General features: G+C 48.0%; 12 protein-coding genes. 6 read left to right on the top strand and 6 right to left on the bottom strand.

Features of this window, described 5'->3' with window-relative positions:
• The first annotated feature begins 2 nt into the window (after positions 1 to 2).
• Positions 3 to 1,520, top strand: a complete 1,518-nt coding sequence (glyS, locus tag K9W43_13895) for a glycine--tRNA ligase (protein MCF2138320.1) — start codon at positions 3 to 5, stop codon at positions 1,518 to 1,520.
• A 22-nt stretch (positions 1,521 to 1,542) separates the two neighbouring features.
• On the opposite strand, the gene K9W43_13890 is transcribed toward glyS, so the two are convergent.
• The 3 genes from K9W43_13890 to K9W43_13880 all read right to left on the bottom strand — a co-directional run bounded on the left by K9W43_13890 (position 1,543) and on the right by K9W43_13880 (position 2,638).
• Positions 1,543 to 1,776 carry a hypothetical protein gene (locus K9W43_13890; protein ID MCF2138319.1) on the bottom strand — a complete coding sequence of 78 codons (234 nt, stop codon included), beginning with the start codon at positions 1,774 to 1,776 and terminating at the stop codon, positions 1,543 to 1,545.
• 227 nt (positions 1,777 to 2,003) lie between these two features.
• The gene (locus tag K9W43_13885) at positions 2,004 to 2,348 is read right to left on the bottom strand and encodes a DUF86 domain-containing protein (protein ID MCF2138318.1); all 345 of its coding nucleotides are present in this window, start codon (positions 2,346 to 2,348) and stop codon (positions 2,004 to 2,006) included.
• Positions 2,345 to 2,638: a nucleotidyltransferase family protein gene (locus K9W43_13880; protein MCF2138317.1), complete on the bottom strand. Its 294-nt coding sequence runs from the start codon at positions 2,636 to 2,638 to the stop codon at positions 2,345 to 2,347. Before K9W43_13880 ends, K9W43_13885 begins: the two co-directional genes overlap by 4 nt.
• Positions 2,639 to 2,875: 237 nt before the next feature.
• Between K9W43_13880 and K9W43_13875 the strand changes: the two genes are divergently transcribed.
• On the top strand, positions 2,876 to 3,322 hold the full coding sequence (locus K9W43_13875) for a universal stress protein (protein ID MCF2138316.1): 447 nt from the start codon (positions 2,876 to 2,878) through the stop codon (positions 3,320 to 3,322).
• 17 nt (positions 3,323 to 3,339) lie between these two features.
• Positions 3,340 to 4,623: an ASKHA domain-containing protein gene (locus K9W43_13870; protein MCF2138315.1), complete on the top strand. Its 1,284-nt coding sequence runs from the start codon at positions 3,340 to 3,342 to the stop codon at positions 4,621 to 4,623.
• On the opposite strand, the gene K9W43_13865 is transcribed toward K9W43_13870, so the two are convergent.
• The 3 genes from K9W43_13865 to K9W43_13855 all read right to left on the bottom strand — a co-directional run bounded on the left by K9W43_13865 (position 4,620) and on the right by K9W43_13855 (position 7,761).
• Positions 4,620 to 5,111 (bottom strand): pantetheine-phosphate adenylyltransferase, encoded by a 492-nt coding sequence (locus tag K9W43_13865; GenBank protein ID MCF2138314.1) that lies wholly within the window; start codon positions 5,109 to 5,111, stop codon positions 4,620 to 4,622. The genes K9W43_13870 and K9W43_13865 overlap by 4 nt on opposite strands.
• Positions 5,104 to 7,098 (bottom strand): DUF4910 domain-containing protein, encoded by a 1,995-nt coding sequence (locus K9W43_13860; GenBank protein MCF2138313.1) that lies wholly within the window; start codon positions 7,096 to 7,098, stop codon positions 5,104 to 5,106. The genes K9W43_13865 and K9W43_13860 overlap by 8 nt, the downstream gene beginning before the upstream one ends.
• Before the next feature lie 135 nt (positions 7,099 to 7,233).
• Positions 7,234 to 7,761 carry a ferritin gene (locus K9W43_13855; protein MCF2138312.1) on the bottom strand — a complete coding sequence of 176 codons (528 nt, stop codon included), beginning with the start codon at positions 7,759 to 7,761 and terminating at the stop codon, positions 7,234 to 7,236.
• Between the two features lie 141 nt (positions 7,762 to 7,902).
• Here K9W43_13855 and K9W43_13850 point away from each other — a divergent pair, with 141 nt between their 5' ends.
• The 3 genes from K9W43_13850 to K9W43_13840 all read left to right on the top strand — a co-directional run bounded on the left by K9W43_13850 (position 7,903) and on the right by K9W43_13840 (position 24,219).
• Complete coding sequence (locus K9W43_13850) at positions 7,903 to 10,587, top strand: stage II sporulation protein M (protein MCF2138311.1); 2,685 nt, start codon at positions 7,903 to 7,905, stop codon at positions 10,585 to 10,587.
• Between the two features lie 358 nt (positions 10,588 to 10,945).
• On the top strand, positions 10,946 to 18,100 hold the full coding sequence (locus K9W43_13845; GenBank protein ID MCF2138310.1) for a hypothetical protein: 7,155 nt from the start codon (positions 10,946 to 10,948) through the stop codon (positions 18,098 to 18,100).
• A 248-nt stretch (positions 18,101 to 18,348) separates the two neighbouring features.
• Positions 18,349 to 24,219, top strand: a complete 5,871-nt coding sequence (locus K9W43_13840) for a hypothetical protein (protein ID MCF2138309.1) — start codon at positions 18,349 to 18,351, stop codon at positions 24,217 to 24,219.
• Positions 24,220 to 24,404 lie beyond the last annotated feature (185 nt).

The raw sequence follows: 24,404 nt of genomic DNA, 5'->3' as shown, positions 1-24,404 counted from the left end.
CAATGACAACTGAGAAAGACTTTACCGATCTGGTCTACGGACTATCAAAGAAGCGCGGGTTCTTCTGGGGTCCCTCCCCTGAGATCTATGGTGGTTCTTCCGGGTTCTATGATCTTGGACCCCTAGGCAAACTGTTGAAGAACCGTCTGGAGTCGCGTATACGTTCCGCGTTCGTACGGTCTAACTTTTGGGAGGTAGAATGTCCTACGGTCTCTCCCGCGATCGTTTGGAAGGCCTCCGGTCACCTAGAGGGGTTCATCGACCCTGTGACAAAATGTACAAAGTGTGGTCAGGCCTTTCGTGCAGACACGCTGATCGAAGAACAGGCTCCCGATGCCCATATCAAGGGCCTGAGTGTTGAAGAACTGACTGAGAAGATCAAGGAATTGGGCATCACCTGTCCTACCTGCAAGAGCGAGCTTGGTCCTGTTCAACAATATAATCTGATGCTCAAGACCAGAGTCGGTCTCGATACAGAAGCATACCTTCGACCTGAGACCGCTACTACAACCTATCTCTTGTTCAAGCGACTGCTCACGTTCTTCCGGGACCGACTACCGGGTTCCGTCTTTCAGATCGGAAAGGCCTATCGGAACGAGATCTCTCCACGGCAGGGAATGTTGCGCCTACGCGAGTTCACACAGGTCGAGGGCCAGATCTTCTTGCTCGACTCCCACGAGAACGATTGGCCGCAGTTCGACACGATCGCTGATGAGACCATGCCTATTGTTCCCTATCAGGTGCAAGAGAGTGGCGAAGATAAAGTCGTCACGATGACCATGAAGGATGCTCTGAAGAAGAAGCACTTTCAGACTCCCGCCTATGCATGGTGTGTCTATCTTGCATACTCTATCTTTCGGGACATGGGCTTTACTGATGATATGCTGCGTCTGCGTCAACACCTTCCGACTGAGCGTGCGCACTATGCCGCTGATGCATGGGACGTGGAGATCCACACCAGAAGCTTCGGATGGGTGGAGTGCTGTGGTATTCATGATCGCGGCAACTATGACCTGACCCGCCACCAGGAATACAGCAAGGAAAAATTGAGTGTGAAGGTTGACAAGAAACCAGTTGTTCCAAATGTGCTGGAGATCGCTTTCGGAGTGGAGCGCCCGCTCTATTGTCTGATCGATAATGCCTATGTCGCAGGTGAGGATCGCGGGACTGCTTGGTTGAAGTTTCCGCCCGAGGTCGCACCTATTCAGGTGGCAGTCTTTCCATTGATGGGAAAGCCCGAGCTGATGGGGCCAGCCACAGAAATATATAACAAAATATTAGAGAGTGGTTTCATCACGTACTTTGACAAGAGCGGATCAATTGGCAAGAGGTACAGGCGACAGGACGAGATTGGAACTCCGTTCTGTATCACTATTGATTATCAGACAATAGAAGATGGAACAGCCACAATTCGTGACCGCGACAGCATGGAACAAGTTCGGGTGGCAGTGGATGACCTTGTCTCAATCATCAACGATCTAATACATGGACGCAGGGACTTTGGCTCCCTGCCACAGTAAAACTGACTATGGTGACGATGTTTCACTTGATGGGGCCATGACGGCGAACACCCGGAAACATACCGAACAGTCCTTCCAGCAAGATCTCTTTGTTGATCGGGGACCCTTTTCTTCGTAGGGAGTTCCAGATCTCATCGGTGAGTTCATCGATTGATCGCCCCTTGAATGCATAGGTCTCAACGACCTTTCCTGCCTTCTTAAGTTCAAGAATGTCGGTCTTTTTCTCAAGAGAGTATTGGGTTCCAGTAAGTCTCATATTGCATCCTCCATGCAGTGCTCTAATCAGTGACATATTGTGTATTAAACAAATCTGTTGGCTCTATATGATACACCGAGTTTTTATTCTTGGGGTTTGCATGAGGCATTTGTCTTAGAGTTATTATATCGTATGACTGAACGAAGTCAGGAATCACTCATGTTGTTAAATTATAATCGGGCGGATAGATTAATTTTTCATTGTCAATTTTTATATGGTGAAACAGTCTAATTTTCTAAATCTGTTAAAATTCTCCGTATCTCTTCTTTGACTCGTGGAAGTTCTGTTTTTATCGCTTCCCAAACTAATTTGCTGTCAATACCAAAATATCCATGAATTAGCCGATCCCGCATTCCCGCCATCCTTTTCCATGGGATTTGTGGGTACTTTTCTCTGATGTTCATGGGAATACTCTTTGATGCCTCCCCAATAATTTCAAACTTTCTAATGACTGCACTCGAAGTCTTGTCATCCTCGACAAACTTTTCATAATCCATTCCTTCGACGAATTTTTCGATAGATTCGATTGCGTCCTCTATGTCTATCAAAAATAGATTGGGATCACGTTTCATATGGCCACAACCTCTTCTAGTATCTGCCCCCTCAGTTCTGGTCTTATGGCTCTCTCTGAGACAATATCCACTTTAATCCCCAATTTTGTTTCTAAGAATTCTCCAAGCCCCACCAGGTCGAAGAGAGTGGCGTCTTCTCTGAATCTCACCAAGATGTCCACATCACTCTCTTTTCTCTGCTCGCCACGGGCATAGGAACCAAATATCCCAAGGACTTCTGCTCTGAATTCTCTTCCTATTTTTTCCTGAAGTCCTTTCAGTGTCTTCATAATGTCTTCGAGCGTTTTCATTTTACGACCCGCCTTGACCGTGATTTTGTATGACATGGTCTCTGAAAAAAGTTCTGAGCAGTCAATGAGTAATACCATGAGTGAGCATGACTCTCAACGTGACGTTTGAGTACATTCGAATCATAGTGCTGCCCTGACAGATCCTGTTTGCACTGGGGGCTTTTTCGTACAGAGCTTCATGTTGGGAAAGAGAGATATAGGTCGGTTGTTCCACATATGCTTGAGAGAGGATTCTGCATGAGCGAAACCGACAGAATCGAAATAAAGAAGATCCTAGTTGCAGTTGACGGTTCCGAACATTCGAACAAGGCCGTCAAATATGCCTGTGCAATTGCGCCAGCCCTGAACGCAGAAGTGATACTGCTCTACGTAGTCCCCATGCTGGTCAACGCCACACCGTATCATGATACCGTGTCTGATCAGCCCTTCCTTGCACTACAGAAAGTGGGCGAGGATATTCTTATGCGATCCAAAGCATTGGCTGCCTCTCTGGGATGTGAGGTCACCGACCTTCTCTCTCATGGAGACCCCGCCAACCGGATCATCGAGATTGCAGCAGAGCAGGAGGTTGACTTTATCATCATGGGCTCTCGTGGAGTCAGTGGTCTCAAGCGTCTGTTTGTCGGTTCTATTAGTGATAAGGTTTCAAAGAGCGCTTCTTGTCCTGTGATGATTGTCAGATAGTATCAGTTGGGCTCACGTTGTCAGCGATCCGAGATAGTTCATCTTCCAGCAAAGAATATGGTCTCTCCGTGGATATCGGAACTTCGATGATCACGTGCCACCTTGTGAACCTGAGATTGGGGGAGGTACTGATCGAGGGCCGTGCAGAGAATCCGCAGCAACGTGTTGGCCCTGACATTATAACTCGCGCAAGACATGCTATGGGTTCACGTTCACATCTAGAGTCGTTGGCAGAGGAAGTGCGAAAGACCATACGCTCGCTCATGTTTGATCTTCTTGTATCATCAGGGATCTCCCAATCTGAGGTTTCACTGGTTGTCGTCTGTGGTAACACAGTCATGCAACGACTATTCTTGTCGCAGTCCGTAGCTTCTCTCCTGAGTCCACCTTACACGATTAACGAGACCTCTTCTCGGATGGAGAACGCACGCGATCTCGGACTTGGACTCTCTTGTGATGTATTTGTCCCTCCGATAGTTCGATCATTTATTGGCTCGGATGCCATTGCTGTTCTTCTCTCAGCAGGAGTTCTTGAAGATCACAGGCCTGCTATTACCATCGATGTTGGTACAAACACCGAGATCTCTGTTGTGACACGAGATGGGATCTGGATGGCCTCCGCACCATCAGGTCCTGCCTTTGAGGGGATGTCAATTGCCTGTGGAATGCCTGCAAAGGATGGGGCCATCAGTTCGATAAAGATCGGTGATGCTCCTTGTGACAGGACTTGGTCGGTCATCGGCCAATCCGCCCCACGAGGGATTTGCGGGACCGGGAGCATTTCGCTTCTCGCAGAGTTGCGTCGTAATGAGCTGATCAATGAGATGGGTTCCTTTCGCCGCGACCTACAGATCCCATGTCTTGAGGTGGTTCCGCCCCCTATCAGGTATGTTGTGGCCGATGCTCGGTTCACAGCGATGCGAAGACCTATCTTCCTGTCACAGATCGATATCCGAATGCTGCAACAATCAAAGGCTGCAATTCGTGCAACGATCGATATGCTTCTGAGGGCCAGTGATCTCAGTGCGTCGGACATTCAGCAGGTCTATCTCACTGGAGCCTTTGGTGAGAATCTCGATATAGTTGATGCTTACGATATTGGACTCTTTCCCATCTTCGAGCAGGCCCAGATACGCCAAGAGGTTGGTGGAGCCATTCGTGGGGCTGATCTGTTGTTGATGGACCACTCCCTCAGAGCACGAGTGGATCTGATAGCCCGTCAGATCAACTATCTTGAACTCATGGACAATCCCGAGTTTGATGAGATCATGGCGCGCGCGCAGATCTTTTCACGATTCTAATAGATCAACTCTCTCTTGTCAAACTCTTCACCATCACGAATGCGTGAGGATGAGAGAGGTCGTCCGTCATGTGATCGCACACGTGGGATCACGACGATATGAAACCGTTTGAGACCGTTTCGAAATCGCAGGTCGTTGATCTTGAAGGCGTTCTCGACCACCTTGATCTCGTCTGAGACGATGAGCGCATCGATGTCTTCCATCTTGTCCGCCCCGCCTTCAACTGTGTCGATTGGAAAAATGGCGCATCTCTCAATCGCTCTCTCGTCTTGAAGAAATTCTCGGAGCGCCTCCTCTCGCTCTTTATATGTCTGGATCTTTTTGCGCTGTGCCTTGCCTCGGAGCATCTCGTCTGTGGTGATCCCTATACCGACCTGTGCTCCTAATCGGAGAGCAGTTCGCAGGAGGTACTTGTGACCCTCATGCAAGTGGTCAAAGGTACCTGCGAAGATGACTCTCTTGTACGGCCAGTATTGCTTCTCAGGCATCTATTTCCCTCTTCTCAAGAACTCCCAGCTCACATAGGTCATCGACCAGCATAGAGAGAACCTTGGGATCCATGTCACCAAATTCGAAACAGAGTCGGTCGAAGATGTCTGAGAGCGAACGCCAGTCATCTGACATATTGAGAAGCTCATCCACACGGGCCATGAGTTGATCTTCAGGGGTCATAAATTTAATATATTTTGCCGTCTTTTCTGGCATCTTCTGAAGGACATATCCCGGATACAATGCATACTTGAGTTTGCGTCTGACCTCGAGATCGAACTGGCTGGGGTCGAGCTTGAGAAGTTCTTCATCTTTTGCCTCAAGTCCCACCTCGGCACATGCTCCCTCATACGCTCTTCTCAGGACCATGATGTGTGCCATGTAGAGCATATCGATACTGGTCTTCAGTGCCTGAAGCATGGCCCTCTGTTCGTTGATGAGCTTCCATTCTTTTTCAGCTCTGTCCAAGGTCTCACGACCCAGTTCTTGTGCATAGCCCATCCACCGCATGTAGCGTGGGTAGATCTTCTCCGGGTCATCAACACAACAGGCAAGCTCCTTCACTCCGCGAAGTGTGACCTCGCGCATCAGGTCGCCGATCTCGTCACGGGACAAGGTCATAATGATGTCCTCGAGTGCATACTGTCTTGCGGCAAGTGTGATGGCTGAGAGCGTGACGACTCGTGATGCGTAGGCCATCTGTCGGGGGTCGATCTTGTCCGGAGTGTCGGCCGATGTGTGATAGAATTTGTCAGGAAACTGATTGAGCATGACTGCCGGGATCTTCAGGGTCGAGTCGGTAAACATGAAATGGTCGCTACCAGCAGAGTACCGTTTGTATTTCCAAGGCAGTGGGCTGAGTGTGCCACCAACTGCAATAGTTCTCGCACGATCTGCCTCATGTTCTAACCAATATTTGACCACAGCGTTCATAGTCGTAGGCAACGAGAACGGGGTACGGTACAGTCCCAATATGGACCCTCCCTTTGCGGGGTCAGCGCCCACCATATCCGCATTGATGACCGCTCTGCATCGTTTGACCAGATCCGGGTGCTCGTCAATGAGCCTAATCGTACCATACCATTCAGGGACCCAGACAAATCTGATCGAAAACTCTGGCTGTTCCATGAGGCCATCTCTGATCAATCGAGAGATGACACGTAGCGACTCCATCAAGGCACCCGAGCCTGACGCATTATCATTCGCACCGGGATGCGGGTGACAGACGTGGGCAATGAGCCAGACCTCGTTTGCTGGTTCTTTTCCTTCAATGACGGCTGAGAGGACCTCGGCGGTCCCTGCCTTCAACTGTGCATCAACTCGTGCACGAACCTTTACGGTCTTGCCCTCTTGCAACCAGTCTCTGAGCTTCATGCCATCCTCTTGTGTAAGTGCAAAACCAAAGCCCGTTTTTTCGACCTCGTCAGGTTGCGGCCAGAGGCCTTCATACCGTCTGAAGTTTGGAGGATCCTCCCCCTTAGGGGGGATAAATGTCAATACGCCTGCGGCCCTATATTGAACACATGCAATACGATGAACCATCGATGCCCGACCCTCGGTCAGGACGACTTTCCCTTTGACATCCTTGCCCTCATAATCCTGTGGGGCTATTCCCTTTCCAACATAGATGACCTCTGACTCGAGATCCGCCGAGATCGATTGAGCCGCCAGTGATATGGGTTCGGCCTCAAAATCTGCGAGCACACGCATCTCCGGTTCAATCAGTTCAAGTGTTGCGCTCTTTGGGGTCCAACTCAGAAGATCAATCCACGACCCAACACTGTGTTTTCCGTCTATCTCAAAATTGAATATCTCAACATTTGCGACGGAAACCTTCTCGATCTCACTCTTCAAGTATTGAATTGCATCATGAATTCCAGGGCTACCTTGTATTCTATGGAACTGCGAAATACCACTAACATAGTCCAAGGCTCGTTGTCCCGAAACAAGATTATTGACCTTTTCAGGCAAGTCATTAAGGAGCATTATCCCATCACACCGTTATTGACAGTTGTGCCGTGACATAAGTACATACCTGATTCGTACATAAATGCAACTTAATTATTATCACGTGTTAAAAAAAGAAGTTAAGTGGGCAATTCGCCCACAGTTCACAGTTATCTATGGTGATGTTGACTCAGCCGGAGGCGGTGATCCCGCCGCTCTGCTCCCAAGTCGTGCATCAATCTGCATGAGTGCTGCAAGATTGTCGCCTGCCCGCTTGAGAAGGTCTCGAATTTCCATTGTCTGGGCCTCTTCTTCGACTTGCTCGTTATAGAACCAGTTGAGCATTGATTGAGCAGCTCGGTCGCCTTCCTTGTCGGCAATGTCCCCAATCGCATAGATTCTTCGGGTGACCTCTTTCTCGTGATTGTAAGCGTCATCGAAGACCTCGTAGGGGGATTCCCACTCAGTCTGTGGAGCCTTGATCTCTTTGAGAATTACACGGCCACCACGTTCAACAATGTGTCGGTAAAAACGCATTGCGTGAGCATATTCTTCTTGGAACTGCAACTCCATCCAATGAGCCATGCCTGAGAGGTTCTGGGTCTCTAACCATGTTGCCATGGAGAGGTACACAAAAGCACTGTAGAGCTCGAAATTGATCTGTTCATTGATGGCATCCTGAAGTTCCTTACTGATCTCCAATTCATAGTCCTCCTTGTTTTACTTGTCCCTCACTCATAACAATAGTTTATAACTCTTGTCTTGAGATCAAGTCAAGACAACGAACCTTTTTGTGGTGTGGTGCATATGTGAGGTAAGTTAAATCTAAAGGTGACATGCACAATGGCTGATCTCAATCTCATCACGATTGCATTCGAGTTCGTTCCGCCTTTGGTCGTTACACTGGCTTACTTACTGTTCTTTCGTGGCCGGCGAAATAGATTTGTAGAGGCGTTTATTGCTCTACTATACTTCAAGACGGTCACATTTTTCCTCTTTGCACTCTCGTACCAGTCAGTATACCAAATTGCAGGATTCGATCCGCATGTAGACCTGAGCACGCTGTATTGGCTCTTCATCGCAGAATTTCTGTTTCAGTTTGCTTATGGCCTTCAAGAGTTTTTAACATGGATCATGATCTCGTTTTTCGCAGTATTGTTCGGGATGCTGGTCCTTGCTCTTAAGATGGCCCTTCAGGATCCTCTGAAGATGAAGTTTAGCAACATCATCAAGCGGTTGGTTGGAAAGGAGCCTGTTAGTGACGGCTACAGTGGTTTTAGGGATAGGCTCAACCATCTCACGTTTGAAGGCGTGCCTGAGAACCCTCTAAATCCTGATGTTCAAAAGCAAGCATGGTCGTCAGCGTGGAAGGATTACTTGATCATTGGGTTGGCAACACTACTGCCCTCTATTCCAGCATACGTTGGTACTCTCCCTAGCTATATCGCGCAGCATCTGAATCCGGCATTACACGGTCCTGATGCTTACATTCTATGTGTTCTTATCTTTCTGACGTGGATCTACCGTTTTGGCTATCCCGCATCGAACCGTATTGCCAAGGGTGCAGGACTAAAGCTCGGCGATCGTGATATTGGGTCTGAGATGATGCGTGGTGTTCTCGGGTGGTTCTTCCGCCTCAATATTCTTCTGACTTTTGTATTTTTCATTTTGGACGCAATTCACGCAGTGGCCACAAATACAATAGGCTATTTAGTGAACTACTATATTGATGGAGTGCGGCAGGCGTTCCCGCCGATAGTCTTTGCTATCATCATGCTGCCCCTTGTAGAACGGTTTTCTGTCATTTTGTACAAGAACACCTTTGAGTCGCTAAACAATGCTGGCTCAAAGATTCGTGAGATGAACATCCGTAGGTCGATTATGAATCTTGTTGCCTCGTTGGGAACTGGTGGACTGATGGCCCTTGCCTTTGTGGGAGCCATTCTTGGTGTCACACTTCATACTGCGGCATCTGCATTAGGGATTCTGGTCATGTATCCCCGAGACATAGCGTACCAGATGAACTCTATATTGACCTCAGCCGCAAATAATGTGGTCACGATCACTCCAGGTTTCTGGGTACTGTTAATTCTCTCTATTACCCTCGGGATAATGATACTTACTGGTGTTGTTGGCCACTATGTTAGGGATCGGTTTAATGGTGGCATGGAGAGTTTTGCACTGGTCGCAGGATTTGTGGTGTCTGTGGTCAGCTACTTCATGTTACCAGGTCTTGATTATCAGATCGGTCCTGTGGTCACAAATGTAGAGTTCGGTGGGGTTCTATTTAACAGACTGCGTCCGATTCTTGTGATTCCCACAGGCGGGCCTGAACAGATGCTCTACCGACTTGCTTACGAGTTCATAGTCAACGTGCCCATTTTCATATCCGCAGCATTGTTCGTCATGTACTACTTTGAGTATCGCGAGCGATGGCGAGAAGAGAGTGGAGAGGAACGAGGGCCTCTTCTTTCAGTGCATGCAGTAGATGTCATTGATGCAGTCAAGATGTTCGTGTTTGGTATTATTGGATCAGTGATAGGTGTGTTCATTCTCTCCTTTCTCATGGATCCGGGGACTCTTGGCAGCATGATTGACTCCCTAATAATCGAGATAGGTCTGCCTGATGGCCTTGAGTTAATCTTGAGCTGGAATGTTTCTCTCTTCTTGATATTGGCCGAGCATAACCTTGTTAGAACCCTCCTTATGTTAGTGATTGGTCCTGTATTTTGGTCACTGGTCCTCTGGTTCATTGCAGTTCAGAAACAATCCTCAGAAAAGAGGATTGGACAAATTGCAGTGGTCCTTGCAGTAATTGGTACTATCGCAGCATTCTTTTGGACCAACTACGATCTTGCCAATGGTGTAGTGTTCTTTGGTCCATACCCTGCAGAACTTGGTGCTCGTGCAGGCATAATTCTAGGCTCCCTCTTTGGCCTCTATGCTCTTATTGGATTGTTTAATCTTGGTACGAAAGGATCTCTAGGTGGTTGGTGGTTCCCACCCCTCTTGACACTCTTTTTCATTGAATATTTCGTGTATGATGATCAGTTCACGCTCATCGCATTGATAATCCTGCCAATGATTATCGCTGGATTCTACAGGTTAATCTATGCTAATCGCGAAGAGGTCAAGTCCGAGGACTTTCTCATCACCTATATTCGATTTAGCCTCATGTCTCTTGCCATTGCAGAGGTGCTGTCTACCGCCCTCTGGTTGGCAGGTATTGGGGCGTTAAATGCAATGTATGGTGATCCTGTCCGCTTCTTTGTACAGACATTTCCTCATGGTGTCATTGAGATCCCTGCATTTCTCTTTACGGCTGCGGCCTCGATTCGTATCGCAAGGGATCTTGCACCTTCTGTACAGGCCGAGCGGTGGGATGAGATTCCCTCCAAGACAAAGAGCCTTCTCACGGACGGACGGCTTTGGCGTACATATCTGTTTATTCTGTTCTTCTTGCTGATAGCCGCAATGATTGAGGCATATATTACTCCATTAGTCGAAATGATGATGTATCCACCATAGGTTTTCAATTATCGGACGGGCGTTTGCTTACGCTCGTTCGACCTTTCTTTTTTACATCCAGTCAATGCTTATATTATTTCGACTGCCTTTACCATTAATATTGATGCGCCGACACCTGAGAGGTCCGCTGGTTAAGGTTTCCGTTCCAAGCGCAACAGGATCATACGGGTGGAAACTCTATGTAACCTGTTTGTTTCTCGTCAAGGTTCGGTCATAATAATAGGTTATCAAAGGAGAATTGAAAGTGATTCGAAAGCACGAACTAGTTACTCTCTTCATGCTTAGTCTGTTTACACTTTCACTGTTGATGGGCCCCCCTCCCATTAATCAACATGATTCTTTAGATTCTCAGTCAAACATGGTATATGCACCTCCGCGAATACCATACAAATTGGCTGACTCGCTTCCCCCGAATTATACACATGTTGAATGGGATCAGGGAACCACTAGTGAAAGCTGGAATGACACTTCATCATGGAGTAATTGGGAGTTTGGTCCCACCATTACATGGAGTGTGAGCAACGCTACTACCGGCCAAGTCATTACACTAAATGACACAATTGGCATTGATGGCTGGACGAACTTTTTGCTCAAGATCCCAAAGAATGCTATAGGTGGAAAGATCCCCTACGCGGTGATCATAACGGGTACCTATGTCAACTTTACAGAAGTTGCGGCAAAGATGTCAGGAGCCCCCTATGAACCTGCTCCCTATACAACTTCTTTCTTGGGGGTCTTTGAGGTGTCAACTGGACTCTGGCAGATCTATTCTAGCAAGAATGCAACCTTTGCCAGCGGCTCAGAATCAGGTCCTTCTTCTGGTCCTAGTATGGAAACAAGTGTGTCCCCCTCATTGCCACCCGGTTGGACTTTGCAAGACATGTTTGGTCCGGAGCTTGATCCGTTCTTGGAGATCAATACTGCAGGTTGTGGCTACTTTCCTGGTCAGCAAAACATCTGGACACAGTTCCAGCTGAGATTTAATTCCAGTACCGAACTTGGTCTTTATCGTATCCATGCCTTGGCGGTGGATAGCAGTTTAGTACCGATTGCAGAGAGTCATGACGATGATACTTCAGTCCGTGCAATTGGAATCACATTTGAGCAAGCACTGCAGGCCGTGGTTGGTGGGTACTATTCAGTGTCACGTGTTGATGATGATGGAAATATTCTATATTCAGCAACCCGCGGCGAAGATTTCAACACCACTTACATTATCAGCGGCTCTTATCTTGATAATGCAACACTTCTGTTTGGATTACCAAACAAGATTCATGTGCAGAGACTAATTGAGAGTGATTATATCCGCGTAGTAAACAGGACTGGCGGATGGCAATACGATTCTACACTAGATACTTACTTTTGGAATGCCTCAATTAACGTAAGGGCAACAGAACAAGTTTGGGGTCTTCATTGGGAAACCGTCGATGAATGGCTTGACCCAACGGTTGAATACCAACATATTGATCCACAGAGTGGTGACCCTGTGACCGAGTTTGCAGAGCTCCATATCGCTGTGGTCTACTGGTTTGCAAATAACTCCTTTAGTTATCTTCTCCATCACGAAGAGATGCATTTTGTTGACGATTCCATGGGTGGACATCTTGAACCTACACAAGTGTTTGAGCCGTTCCCCTCTGACGGGAGTATCCCTGAAACGTATGTGCTTAATGCCAGTGCGAGTGGTTACTCTACGGACGGCGTTCATGATATCATCACTTTTAGAGGTCATATCTCTGAAGATGCACTTCCAACTGGCGGTGATGTTGCTCCGCTCCAAGTCCAGACTCTAGTTATGGATCTCTTTGGTCGTACCCTTATCCCGTATGCATGGATGCCTTTTGCAAGCACCGAAGAAGCGGCGGCCTATGACCGATTTAGAGAATTGGCAATAGATTCACCAATAGCGGTCGTCCGTCTGCTGCATCAAAACAAACCGTATGATCCATCATGGATGTTCGTCACTCAGCGAGCAGAGACCTTTACTGTCAAGTCACGCCTGCAAGGCGGTGCAGCCTATGCGAACGATATTGATGGAGTAGCGTTGGTACTTCGTGGACAGGAGTATCAATGGGGTGATGAAGGACCTGACTCATGGTCTCAAGACTCACAAGTAGAGATTTGGATGAAGATATCTCCCGATGGCTACAAAGATGTCACTGTCTATAATATGACACATCGGGTAGAATACGTGTATGGTGATAGCTATCAATGGCAATATCTTGAGACGTTCCCCGGTCACTGGGAATGGCAATATGTTCTCGTCGCTGGATGGCACTGGCAGGAGTTCTTCTGGGACTTTGAGGCCAATGACTGGACGACTGAGCCACTAATGTATCAGAGCAATAAGACGGTCATGCCTCTGTCCTATGTGAATATTGGTAACATGACTTACAATGTGCTCGGTAACGATCTCAGTATCACCTTTGACGTGACTCCAACGGTTCTAATGCCAGAGATGGAGTGGCAGTGGGATTACTACTATGGAAATCTCACATGGATGGAGGACTATGAGGCAGGCTGGGGTGAACACGTTGTCCTTGACTGGACCGATAGTCTTGTTCACAGCTATGAGAATGGTTCTCGTGTCTACATTACTACTCCCCGTCGATCTGTTGTCATGCGTGACAACGATACTGATTCGCTTCTTGACACTAAGACAATGCCATACATCGTGATTGGTGGAGAGAAACTCTATGTAGATCGTTTCACGGAAACTGATATTGACGGTAATGAGCGTCAGTTCATTCTCTTCAAGGAATGGAATGCTACTGCGTTCAATGAGGATAGTAATCAATACAATGGCAACTGGGAGTACTACTACAGATTGACCAACGGTACACGAGTCTATGCACATCAGGGACGGCAAGTCCCCATCTACAATATTACGACACCCTTTGATTCGTTCCTTGCTGTAGAAAATGTAACTCATCCACACATCAATCCAGCATATGAGTACATGTTTGCAATCAACGGCTCTCCAGTTGTAGACTCGCCTTCAATTTGGATGTCCTCCACCAACGTTCTACTTGATTACGTCGATCTCATGAAGGTCGGTCTGGCATCTGTTGTCAACGACTCAAAGACATTGTTCATGGCCACGTACCCAGAATGGGTGGGTGATCACTACGTCATCTATGAGAATGCCACTTGGCAGCGCTTTGACGTCTGGTGGGGCTATTGTCCTGAGTATAATCGTGAGGCATACTATTACGTAAACGGAAGTTCAACCTATTGGTTCTTCAATACTCTCTGGCCTCAAGATGTCTTCGAGGGTTGGTATAAAGGTACAAAGGTGTTGGCTCTCTCCGACACAGTGGAGTACTTCATGTATACGGATATCTTGGGACCGAAGATGTGGCTACCAGAACCCGGTACGATTACCCATAACTTCTACGAACTCGAGCACGGTACGACAAGTGACATCTTGGTACGGCTTGAAGGGCAATGGACCAATGTGACCTACGCGGGCAGCTATGTGCATCCTACTGATGGATACAGCTACGATTTCTATCACGCAATTGTGAATGGTACCATTTACAACCTGACCAAGTACAGTGTAGGACCTGATGCATGGCAGCCTTATGGTGATTCAGATAATCCATTAACAGCAATGGCCAATGGCTCGCTGTTTATTCGCAACCTGCAGTTCAATGGTTGGACTGTCTCCTATGGTCACAGAGACAATGTGACCTGGGAGTTCATCCCTGATGGCCAGATCGAGGTCACGACAGGTTCGCCTCCTGATGAGGAAACCTCAGGTGAGATTCAAAACTATGATGTAAACGGCACCCCTTACGTAGTCACAGTTGATGGGTTTGTCATGAACTACACCCGTCCTGATCGTGGCTATTTCTATAACGTGACACTATCAAATGGCACGTTCTTCTATACTGCAATGCCCTATCCGTATGACTATACATTGTTCAATGAATCTCGTGGTTCCTATGACCTTATCTACTGGTACACATGGGATTTGAACGGTTCTAAAGTCACTTGGGTGGACACTGATGTCAGCTCTGTGACGATAATCATTGCAGATGTCTATAACAGCACCTCCGAACAGTTTCTCTTTGAAGGCACTTGGTATAATCACACAGATTATTCCGTATCAATTTGGAACTTTGACAATCAGTATTGGGAGTCTTGGAACTACAATAATATGGTAGTTGATTATGACTATGTGGTGTTGACCAACGGTACCGTGAAGTTGGAGATCTACGATCCCGATCTCGATAAGGGGAACTACTTCAACATGCCACGGTATAACTTCACCCTCGATGGTGGGGTGACCTATTGGAATGTCACATCATCTCATGAGATGATCTACAAGGCTCACAATGTCTGGGGATATCCACTCAAATACGACTACGCTGCACTGCCAATCACAATCATGCGCGATCAGTATTCGCTTGTTGTGGGTAATCCGGAATTTGGTCTTTGGGATGTCCAATCTTGGGGTATAGACCCTGCGACTGGTGCCCTCGATCTTGATGGCAACTTCACGACGACTGACGACCAGTTCTATGTCAAGAGCGCTCATGAGAGCACGGACTGTTACAATGTGACCGAGCAGTATCTGCAAGTCTCAATCGAGTGGGAGCCTGATAATACGACCGTTGGTGACGAGTTCTATGTTGACTCGTACACAGGCTTGGTGACGGTCAATTGGTCGTATTTCTGGGCTGACAATTACTACTGGTACAACGCAACTAGTGGTGATCTTCTCAGTCCCTCCGAGTTCAACACCTATGTCAATAGCACCATCTTCGACCCCTCGGGGGCTCCGCGTCCCGGATACTGGGGCATCTCGTGGATGGCCAAGAACTTCACCTCTGATGACCTCAAACAGCAGGCCATCGATGAGGGTTGGGACTGGGCCATTGAGGATACGCAAGAATGGAGCTGGGTCTGGTGGCAGTTATCCGAGCACTACGGAAGTGAGATGTCAAATGGTACATTCATGTCTGTTGATGTCTGGTACGAATATGCAGGAATGTTTGCGTGGAATGATACCAATTCCAATGACATCATGGACTTCAATTCTGCCGACCTTACAGATAGCGAGGCGACCCACTACTGGTTGCCGACTGATTTTGGTGATGTTGTCTTCACGACTCCAAACGGTAGTTTCTCAGGAGATGTCTACTGGGATGTCAATGCAACCGTTCCATTTGGTGTGACTTTTGAAAATGTGTCCGGTAAGGCCTTTCCATTCGGTGGGAACAGCTACTGGGACTGGTACACGGGATCTCAGACTGGCGACTTCATGACCTTTGAAGAGCGTCCAACTCAGGTGAATGTCACCGAGTTTGGTATAGGTGCTGCGTTCAGTGGCCACATCAATACTGGTGGTGGCATGAACAACGGAACGGTGAAGTTCAATCTGACAGTTGGTGACTGGGACATTGATGCACCCGGTGGCAAGTCCGTACTAGATGGGCTTAGTCTAGGAATGGCGTTTTATACCGATGTCCTGATGGTGTCCGAGTCTGGCACAATACTTGATGCATCCTATTTTGATCAGAGTGGTCAACCCGTGTCAAATAATCAGACAGTAGGGTCTTCTAATTTCTCATTAGGAGTTGGAACTGACTCGATAGCCTCGATGAACTTGGGCGGCGCATACTATTCGTGGGCGAGGAACAAGAGTGCGAACTATACTATTGTTGACTCCCAGACAGTTCCAGTTGACGCCTTTGAGGCAGCCTATGCTTCTCAGGGCGGAACAACTGTGACCCCGTTCGATATCTCGACCAGCCAATTCTATACACTGATTGATTTCAAGTGGTGGGATGGCTATGCGGTCACAGTGGATCCTGTCTTTGTGTCATATTCGTCCGCGAATGGTGTGACTGATATGATTGCACCACAGATCCAATCGATGACAAATGTCACGCGCTTTGTGGACAACAAGGAGCGCCTCTACGTTACAGTGGATGCGACTGATACTGGCGGCTCGGGTATTCGTGAAGTGCGACTGGTCAACATTGATGATCTGAATGCGAACACGACACTCACCTTTGACAGTGGGACTAAGAAATGGACTGGCTATGTTGAGATGGTCGGTACGACTCCCTACACCTTCAATGGTAGGATTGAGGTCTACGACTATGCCGGGAACATGAACAGCACCAGTTCGTTCCAACACAAGTTCTGGAATGACCCTGATGCCCCCAGCATTGCCTCACTCGGCCTTGCATCAGACTCTGGTAAAGTATATGCGCACATCACTGCCGACGTCTCAGATGTTGGTACGTCTGGCATCGCATATGTGGAGATCTACATCATCAATACCGAGCAGACTGTACGGATGGAATACAATGCCACACTTGGCCTGTATGAGGCCTATGTGACACGTGCAAGCAACTTTGCCTACACCATGTACTACATTGTTCGTGCATACGACAATGCCCGCAATCTAATGTCCTCTTCCACACAGAGCTATCGGTTCATCGATGCTCAGCCACCTGTCATCTTCTCGGTGACTGGGAGTAAGGGTGAGGTCAGTGGTGATGAGGTCCTCATAGTCGATGCCTCGATCACTGATGAAGGTGGTTCGGGTCTTGCCTCTGTTCAGTTGACATATACCATCGGTGGCCATCCAACAACTGTTGACATGACCTACCAGTCCGCGACAGAGCTATACACGTACACGGTACCCAATCAGGCACCTGGCACATACGTGTTCTATACGGTCGCGGCAACCGACAACGATGGCAATACTGCAACATCTGATGAGCAGGTCTATCGATTCTCGACCGAGGGTGATACTCCACCCGGGATGGGTGCTCTGAGCATCACTCCAACAAGTCCGACCTCTTCAGATAGTGTGAACGTGTCTGTGACCGTACTTGACGATGGAACTATTGAGAATGTGACTCTACGCTACAGTGTCAATGGTGGCCCGTGGAACAATCTTTCCATGACCGCTAATGCGAACACGTATTGGGCCCTCATTCCGGCTCAGCCGAATGGTTCCAATGTGTCCTACTATGTGATTGCAGTTGACAATCTTGGGCAGAGTACTCAGTCCGATATCTTCTACTACGTCGTGTCTGATGATCTCTCTCCACCAACGATCTCTGTCAGTGTGGACAAGGCGCATCCGACCTCTAATGACTCTGTGACCGTCACTGCTGTGGTCTCGGATGACACTGGTATTCAGAATGTCACGCTCTACTACAAAGTTGGTGATGGGTCTTGGAACATGGTATCTATGACCAATGTGTCGACCAGTCAGTATCAAGGAATTATCCCTGCACAATCTGATGGCTCTGTGGTCACGTACTACGTTCGAGCCTATGATCTGAGTGGCAAGTATACCGACTCTCCACAACTGAGCTACACAGTTCAGGATGCTACAGAGACCACAACAACAACGTTACCAACCACTACATCGACGACTGGCCTACCAGGTGAACTGAACCCCATGATCCTGATAGCCATAGGTGGCGGTGTGGCAGTGGTCGTGGTGATCGTCATTATTCTGCGGTTGCGCAAGGTCAAGTAAGTAGTCAGACCTGACGGGCCTTGTGCCCGTCCTCTTCTCTTTTTTTATCGAATATAACAGATTGTCTATTTTTCAAACAGGAATGATGTGATTCATCGGACATTATCTTATATTTGCAAATCACATTATATATAATCAGTTCCAGAGTGCATATTTTCCAAGCTGCACGCCCAAGACCCGCTGCGATAGACGACAGTTATCTCCTACGTGCAGTTGGACTTGATAACACTCAGGAGTGCTGATCGAAAATGCAACACACAGAGCGCGTAAGAAAAATCCTGTCTGTAGTTGCTGTTACTATCTTCCTGATTTCAATGTTGTATGCTAATTCAATTGCAACAGCTCCAACCTCTGCACATAGTGTAGATACACCCCTGTTCACATGGTCTCAGGAAAAGACTCCTCCACCTGAGCCACCTGCACCAATGGGGGCGAATGGAACGTTTGTCGACTGGAACAGGGATAGCAACAGCACGAGTGATCAATGGTCCTGGGAGAACCGTAACTGGCTCTTTGGGCCTAAAGCGAAATACGAGATTTATTATAAAAATGGAACAATGTTCGGCAAAGATGACTACGCCGTGTATGGGCAGTGGCTTGTCTTTGCGGTCACGATCCCTAACAATCTCTTCAGTAAAAATGCTACCCTTTCCTCTGTAGAGATCCAAGGTTGGTATATGTCCCAGAATGTTAATTTATCAGCCGATTTTCATTTGAGATACGAGATCTGGGGCAGTAGCTTCAGCTGGAATGTGTATTCGTCCATTTGGAATGGTAGTTGTTCTAATCCCGATGCACCCTCGCCTACCTTTGTCGAACTTGACAGTGCTAGCAGTTCTACCTCCCACGATGTCAACAGTCAGCATGTCAATTTTGTAGTCCGTTTTAACGAGAGTGCGCCAGAAGGCCTCTACAGCCTCGATCTGCTTGTCTATGACAATGAGGGGAATTCGTTCGGGCTGGGCGACTATGGGACGGGTTGGCAGTTCCGAGGGATCTCCGTCGGTATTCCACTTTCTGAGGCATGGACATTCTCCTTTGGTGGTACGTATACCCTGCAAAAGCTTTCTCTGACAGGTGATACTATCTATTCTGTCAGTAGAAATGGCGATTTCATCATGAGATTTAATGTCACCGGCGAAAATACTGGCATAGTCCGTCTCTCATTACCACTCCCTGATGGAATGAACACGAAAGTTAATGAGACTTCGTGGTATCGTGTGCCAGTGACCACTACTGGTGGTTGGGAATACGATCCAACGCTCCATACCTTTGTATGGAATGCCTCGGTTGAGGTCACTACCTACAAGGAAGAGTATGGTGTTCATGAGGTTGACCAGTGGGTGCCTTTCAACACCTGGCGCGAAATTAATGTCACCCGCTTGTCATGGGAATGGAATGAGACCACTCAGAGAGATGACCCAGTTCTCTATGAGGAGACTCAGTGGGCTCCAGCACTTCTCGTCTTCACATATAACGTGACCTCGGATACGTGGTCTGATACCTATGGCTATTCCGTCTGGGGCTATCCCTATGACTATTACAATCCTGATCAGCCAGGAGAAACGGAATTTATTATTCCTGACACCTACCCGCCTAACTTGCCAGTTTTCTACGAGTTGAACTACTCGTTGTGCACAGCCACTGAGATCAATCACCAGTTGGTTGTTGATTTTGTCGGGCATTTCACTGAAGATATGCCACCTACTTCAAACGATAACATTGTGCGATTCGAAACTAGTGTCCTTGGTTCTGATGGCAATCCTTATGGTCCTGCCACTTGTGGTGATCAACCGCTTCAAAGCGATTCCGATTTCAGGCTCGCTCAGCAAGTTGCGATCGAGAGTCCTGTCACCGTCGCACGGTTGTTGACCGCTGACGGTCGAACCCCGATGGGCTGGCTCTTCCAGGTTGACAAGAACAAGGACTTCATGATAAAAGGCGAACTTCAGGGCGGTAGTGACATCGCAAGTGACATTGATGGTGTCAAGGTCGCTTTTAATGCCTATACTGGAACGTGGTCCGAAAACGAATCAATCTGGACTGATATCTCCTATAGGATCTACTATACAATGAATGGAACCCCCACATTCTCAGCATTCAATTATACCACAAAATACAATCAGACCTATGGCAAGTATTGGGATTACATACCCGTCAACAAGACTGGATGGTATAAGGACTACAATTCCACAACTGGTACATGGGAATACAAATTCGGTAACTATACGGTCTGGGAATGGGGTGAGGCCGAGGGTTGGTACTGGACCACTTGGTACTATAACCAACAGACCCATCAATGGCAACACGAATGGATCCCAACGCAGGGCCCCGAAACGCGGATCACCTCATCAGTCTTTTGCACTACTTCGAACTTTAGCGCATGGACCGAGAACGGTAACCTCTATGTCTCATTTCTGATCAACATGAGCGAGTCCGTTCCAGACCAGAGCTATGATTGGTCTTTTGCCTTTACCAACAATTCATGGTATGAGGACACCACAAGTAGTTGGGGTCTCCATGAGGTCTATTCATGGGAGTTCAAGCCTGTGTATTCCTTCGATTATCTGGGCACCCCTGTCTATGTGGATAAGTATCCCGGTAGCATGGGCGATAACAACCAGCTAGCCTACCAGTTCACCAATAAGACTGGTGACACCCAGCTGATGCTGGGACAGGATTCCCCGTACATTGTCATTGATGGCCGACAACTCCCAATCACTACGATAGACACCTACGATCCAGCAATGGGCTCGACACACAAGCGGATACTCTTCTTTGATCGTACTGACCCGTTCACTGGGAAGGACATCTATTATTACAAACTTCTGAATGGGACCAAGATTCCTGTGACCTCTATTGATGCAATCTTCATCTATAATGTGACACTCTACAACGGCGAGTCTTTCTTGACAGCTCAAAGATGGAGTCGCTGGTGGAATGGAAATGGCACAGAGAGCTATTATTGGATTGACATCAATGGTGGTGTTCATCAGGGTGATTGGCAATACGAAGGCTGTAATGCACAGATTGAATTCTATGACTATATAGAATTCACTGGCATGCCAATTTCTCAGTTCGTCCGCTATGGTGGCAGTGGATTCCTCAATATCACTGAATACTGGTGGGATAGCGGTGAAGAGACCTACTATCTCACGGATACGAATGGAACACTCTACAGGCTGCAATACGAGTCAAGTAGTGGCAGATACATGATCTTTATTGACGGTGCTTGGCAATATGTCAGTTATCCAGAGCAGTATTTTGTTGGAGACTACAATAACAAGCCCGCAGTACTGTTGACCTGCTGCCCGGACCAATTCTGGTTCTATGAAGATGGCAATGGTGTTCGTCATGAGATGCCCTACCCCAAGGCTGGAGCATGTTCCTCCTATGATCTCGATCATATACAGCCTGACGGACGCGTTCCTAGCACAAAATCGCTAATCTACAATGGTACCGCCTATCCGGTAATGGGCGAAGACATGAACATGACCACGACCATTGATGGCGTGACCTATGGCGTCACCGAGGTGTACGCTCAGGTCATAGTTGCCAACGGCACGATATCTTGGAATCCTCTGTTGGTCGGTTCGACCACTCAGATTGGCACTTTCACTGGTGAGCAGGTGTTTGAGCCAGTTGAGACAATTAGGTATTATACCGATACAGCCGGAGAGCCCCTCTGGGATGACAACAATTCCTGCTATCTGTATCCACTCTTCAATGGTACAACCTGGGTGGTCAATGATACCTATTTGGTGACTATCTATGCGGTCTCTCTGAATGGATCGGAATTCTATTCGTGGTTCAACTATCCTTACAGCTGGTACCACGACAATTATACAGAGTACTACTACTGGGCAATCAACGGAACAAAGATTCAGCTTCGTGACTACGACATCTTACCTGTCATCAATGTGACTATGGTCGAGGCATATAATGCTGGGTCCGGCTTGTTTATGGATTTCAAGGGCCAGACCTACAAGTTGCATGATAATGCCTTCTATACTTGGGCACGTAAGCTTCTGAATGCAACTTCGTCCACCCCGATGTATATCCAACCTTGGGAGCACTATCCCATTTACAACTTCACGTACAAAGGTGTCAATGTGACAGCCTTTGCGAATATGACTCCCATCCGGAGTTTTGTGTATGTCTGGGGATACCAATATGTCTATGGCCCTCACGAGATTGATAGCACTGTGTACCAGAATTTCCACTCGTTTGTCATTGGTTCTCCGAAGTGGGGGATGTGGGGCCTCAGGAACTGGGCAACTGACCCGTCCAATGGAGCACTTGACCTCGATGGGAATTTCGATACTACCGATGATCAGTACTACGTGTTAGAGGCCTATGACTCGACTGATCAGTGGAACCATACATGGGACCACATGGATGTCTGGCTCACTTGGGATCCCAATGGTACTCAATACGGTGATGAGATGCGCATCAACTCATGGATGGGTATTGATACCTTCAGCTGGTCGTACTCGTGGAACCAGAGCTTCTTCTGGTACCATGCTGATAATCTCACACAAGTCAATTCTACTGAAATGGCCTCGATTAATGAGACCCTCTTTACCAGTGGGGGTGAGCCACGTGCTGGATATTGGGACATCGCGTGGATGGCCAAGAATGTGACTTGGGAAGACGTCATTGCAGAGGCTAAGGCCAACGGCTGGGACTGGTACGATGAGGACGGGCAGACTTGGACGTGGCTCAGCTTCGGCATTGACCAGAACTATGGTACCAGTACTCAGGTCGGTGACGTGACTCATTGGCTAGATGTCGGACTCCACTACGAGTACAGTGGTCTGATGATCTGGGAGGACAATAACACTGATGGTGTCATGTCGGTCAATGTGAACGATCCCTCGTCAAGTGAGTTGACGCACTTCCTCATTCCTGACTCGATAGGCTCTATCAGTTTCGTCACTCCCGGTGAAGGTTACGGCGACTACAATGCCTCAGGGTTCTTGGCTCTCAATCTGACAGATGAGGTGACTTGGGGCGTTGCGTTCCATGATGTCAACGGAACCGTCTTCCCGTTCACCTCCTACGGCTACTGGGGCTGGTATGATAGTCTAGTCACAGGTACCGACATGAGAAGCTTTGACGAGCGACCGACCAAGGTCACTATCGACGAGCTGTCCTTCCTTGTCCACTTCCACGGAAATGTTTCCGATACCGGTCTGAATAATGAGGCCATCATTAAGGTTGACAACTATGTCGGAAACTGGGATGTGGACATGCTTGGTGGCAGGGCCAATCTCGCGAACCGCAGTCTTGCACTCAACTACTTCTCTGAGGTCCGCATGTCCGACTTTGCCTTCAAGGCGAACGGTACCTTTGCCGACAGCGAGAGCACTGTAAGTGCTGATCGTTTCCAGCTTGAGACCTCAGGTGCACAATTTGCCGAGATGATCATGGGTGGTGTCACCTATGACTGGGGCAAGAACAAGACTGCACCATACGATGTCCTCAGCTACACGACCCCGCTGGGCACCTTCCGAACGGCCTTCGAGTCTGACTCTGGGCAGTCGGCAGCTGCATGGAGCTTCAGCTCAAGCATGTACATGGTAAGCATTGGCTTCCCCGAGTGGGATGGCTACAGTGTCAATCAGGACCCGGTCTTTGTCAGCTACGTGTCCGCCTCTGGTGTCCAGGGTGGTCTTGGACCAGTGACCTTCGGTGCATTCAGTATCGAGCCTGACGTTCCCACTTCCGGTGATTCTGTGACGGTTCGTGGTGACATCTATACGAGTGAGCAGATCAACGAGGTTTCTCTCCTCTATAGCACCGACGGAACGAACTGGAACTCAGATTCTATGTGGAACGAGAACGGCAACACTTGGGCTGGTACTATTCCACCGTTTGGCGAGGGCACTCAGGTCTACTTCAAGGTGGCCGTGTCTACACCCTCAGGGACTTATGAGTCGGATGTCCAGTCTTATGTTGTGGGCAAGGGCATGATCACCACCATCACCACCATCACCACTACTTCACCTTATACTGGCAGTGGCCCAGGAATTAGTACGGAAGTATTGTTCATGGTAGGTGGCATTGCCGTTGTTGTGATCGTGCTGGCTGTGATCATGTCCAAACGCCGACGGTAAAATAATGAAGAGGGTTATCCCCTCTTCCTCCTTATTTTTTTCTTTTTTCGCCAATATATCTTGTTGAGTACGATTATTTTCTAATGGACTCTCCTTCGTCATTTGCCAATACGTTTCCTTTTTTCCGATCGTTCTGTGTGTCGTAACAGGACTCTCTGGCCGATGACGGCTCGTAATATCATTTG

This window comes from Candidatus Thorarchaeota archaeon, from assembly GCA_021498125.1.
Classification (GTDB): Archaea; Asgardarchaeota; Thorarchaeia; order Thorarchaeales; family Thorarchaeaceae; genus B65-G9.
The sequence above is the reverse complement of the archived record's forward strand: the minus strand, read 5'-3'. Positions and strand labels throughout refer to the sequence as shown.

What these genes read in the sequence shown, in the direction of transcription:
- K9W43_13845 (MCF2138310.1), top strand. Translation starts at nt 10,946, where the DNA reads ATGGTATATGCACCTCCGCGAATACCATACAAATTGGCTGACTCGCTT.
- K9W43_13850 (MCF2138311.1), top strand. Translation starts at nt 7,903, where the DNA reads ATGGCTGATCTCAATCTCATCACGATTGCATTCGAGTTCGTTCCGCCT.
- K9W43_13865 (MCF2138314.1), bottom strand. Translation starts at nt 5,111, where the DNA reads ATGCCTGAGAAGCAATACTGGCCGTACAAGAGAGTCATCTTCGCAGGT.
- K9W43_13880 (MCF2138317.1), bottom strand. Translation starts at nt 2,638, where the DNA reads ATGAAAACGCTCGAAGACATTATGAAGACACTGAAAGGACTTCAGGAA.
- K9W43_13840 (MCF2138309.1), top strand. Translation starts at nt 18,349, where the DNA reads ATGCAACACACAGAGCGCGTAAGAAAAATCCTGTCTGTAGTTGCTGTT.
- K9W43_13875 (MCF2138316.1), top strand. Translation starts at nt 2,876, where the DNA reads ATGAGCGAAACCGACAGAATCGAAATAAAGAAGATCCTAGTTGCAGTT.
- glyS (MCF2138320.1), top strand. Translation starts at nt 3, where the DNA reads ATGACAACTGAGAAAGACTTTACCGATCTGGTCTACGGACTATCAAAG.
- K9W43_13860 (MCF2138313.1), bottom strand. Translation starts at nt 7,098, where the DNA reads ATGCTCCTTAATGACTTGCCTGAAAAGGTCAATAATCTTGTTTCGGGA.
- K9W43_13890 (MCF2138319.1), bottom strand. Translation starts at nt 1,776, where the DNA reads ATGAGACTTACTGGAACCCAATACTCTCTTGAGAAAAAGACCGACATT.
- K9W43_13885 (MCF2138318.1), bottom strand. Translation starts at nt 2,348, where the DNA reads ATGAAACGTGATCCCAATCTATTTTTGATAGACATAGAGGACGCAATC.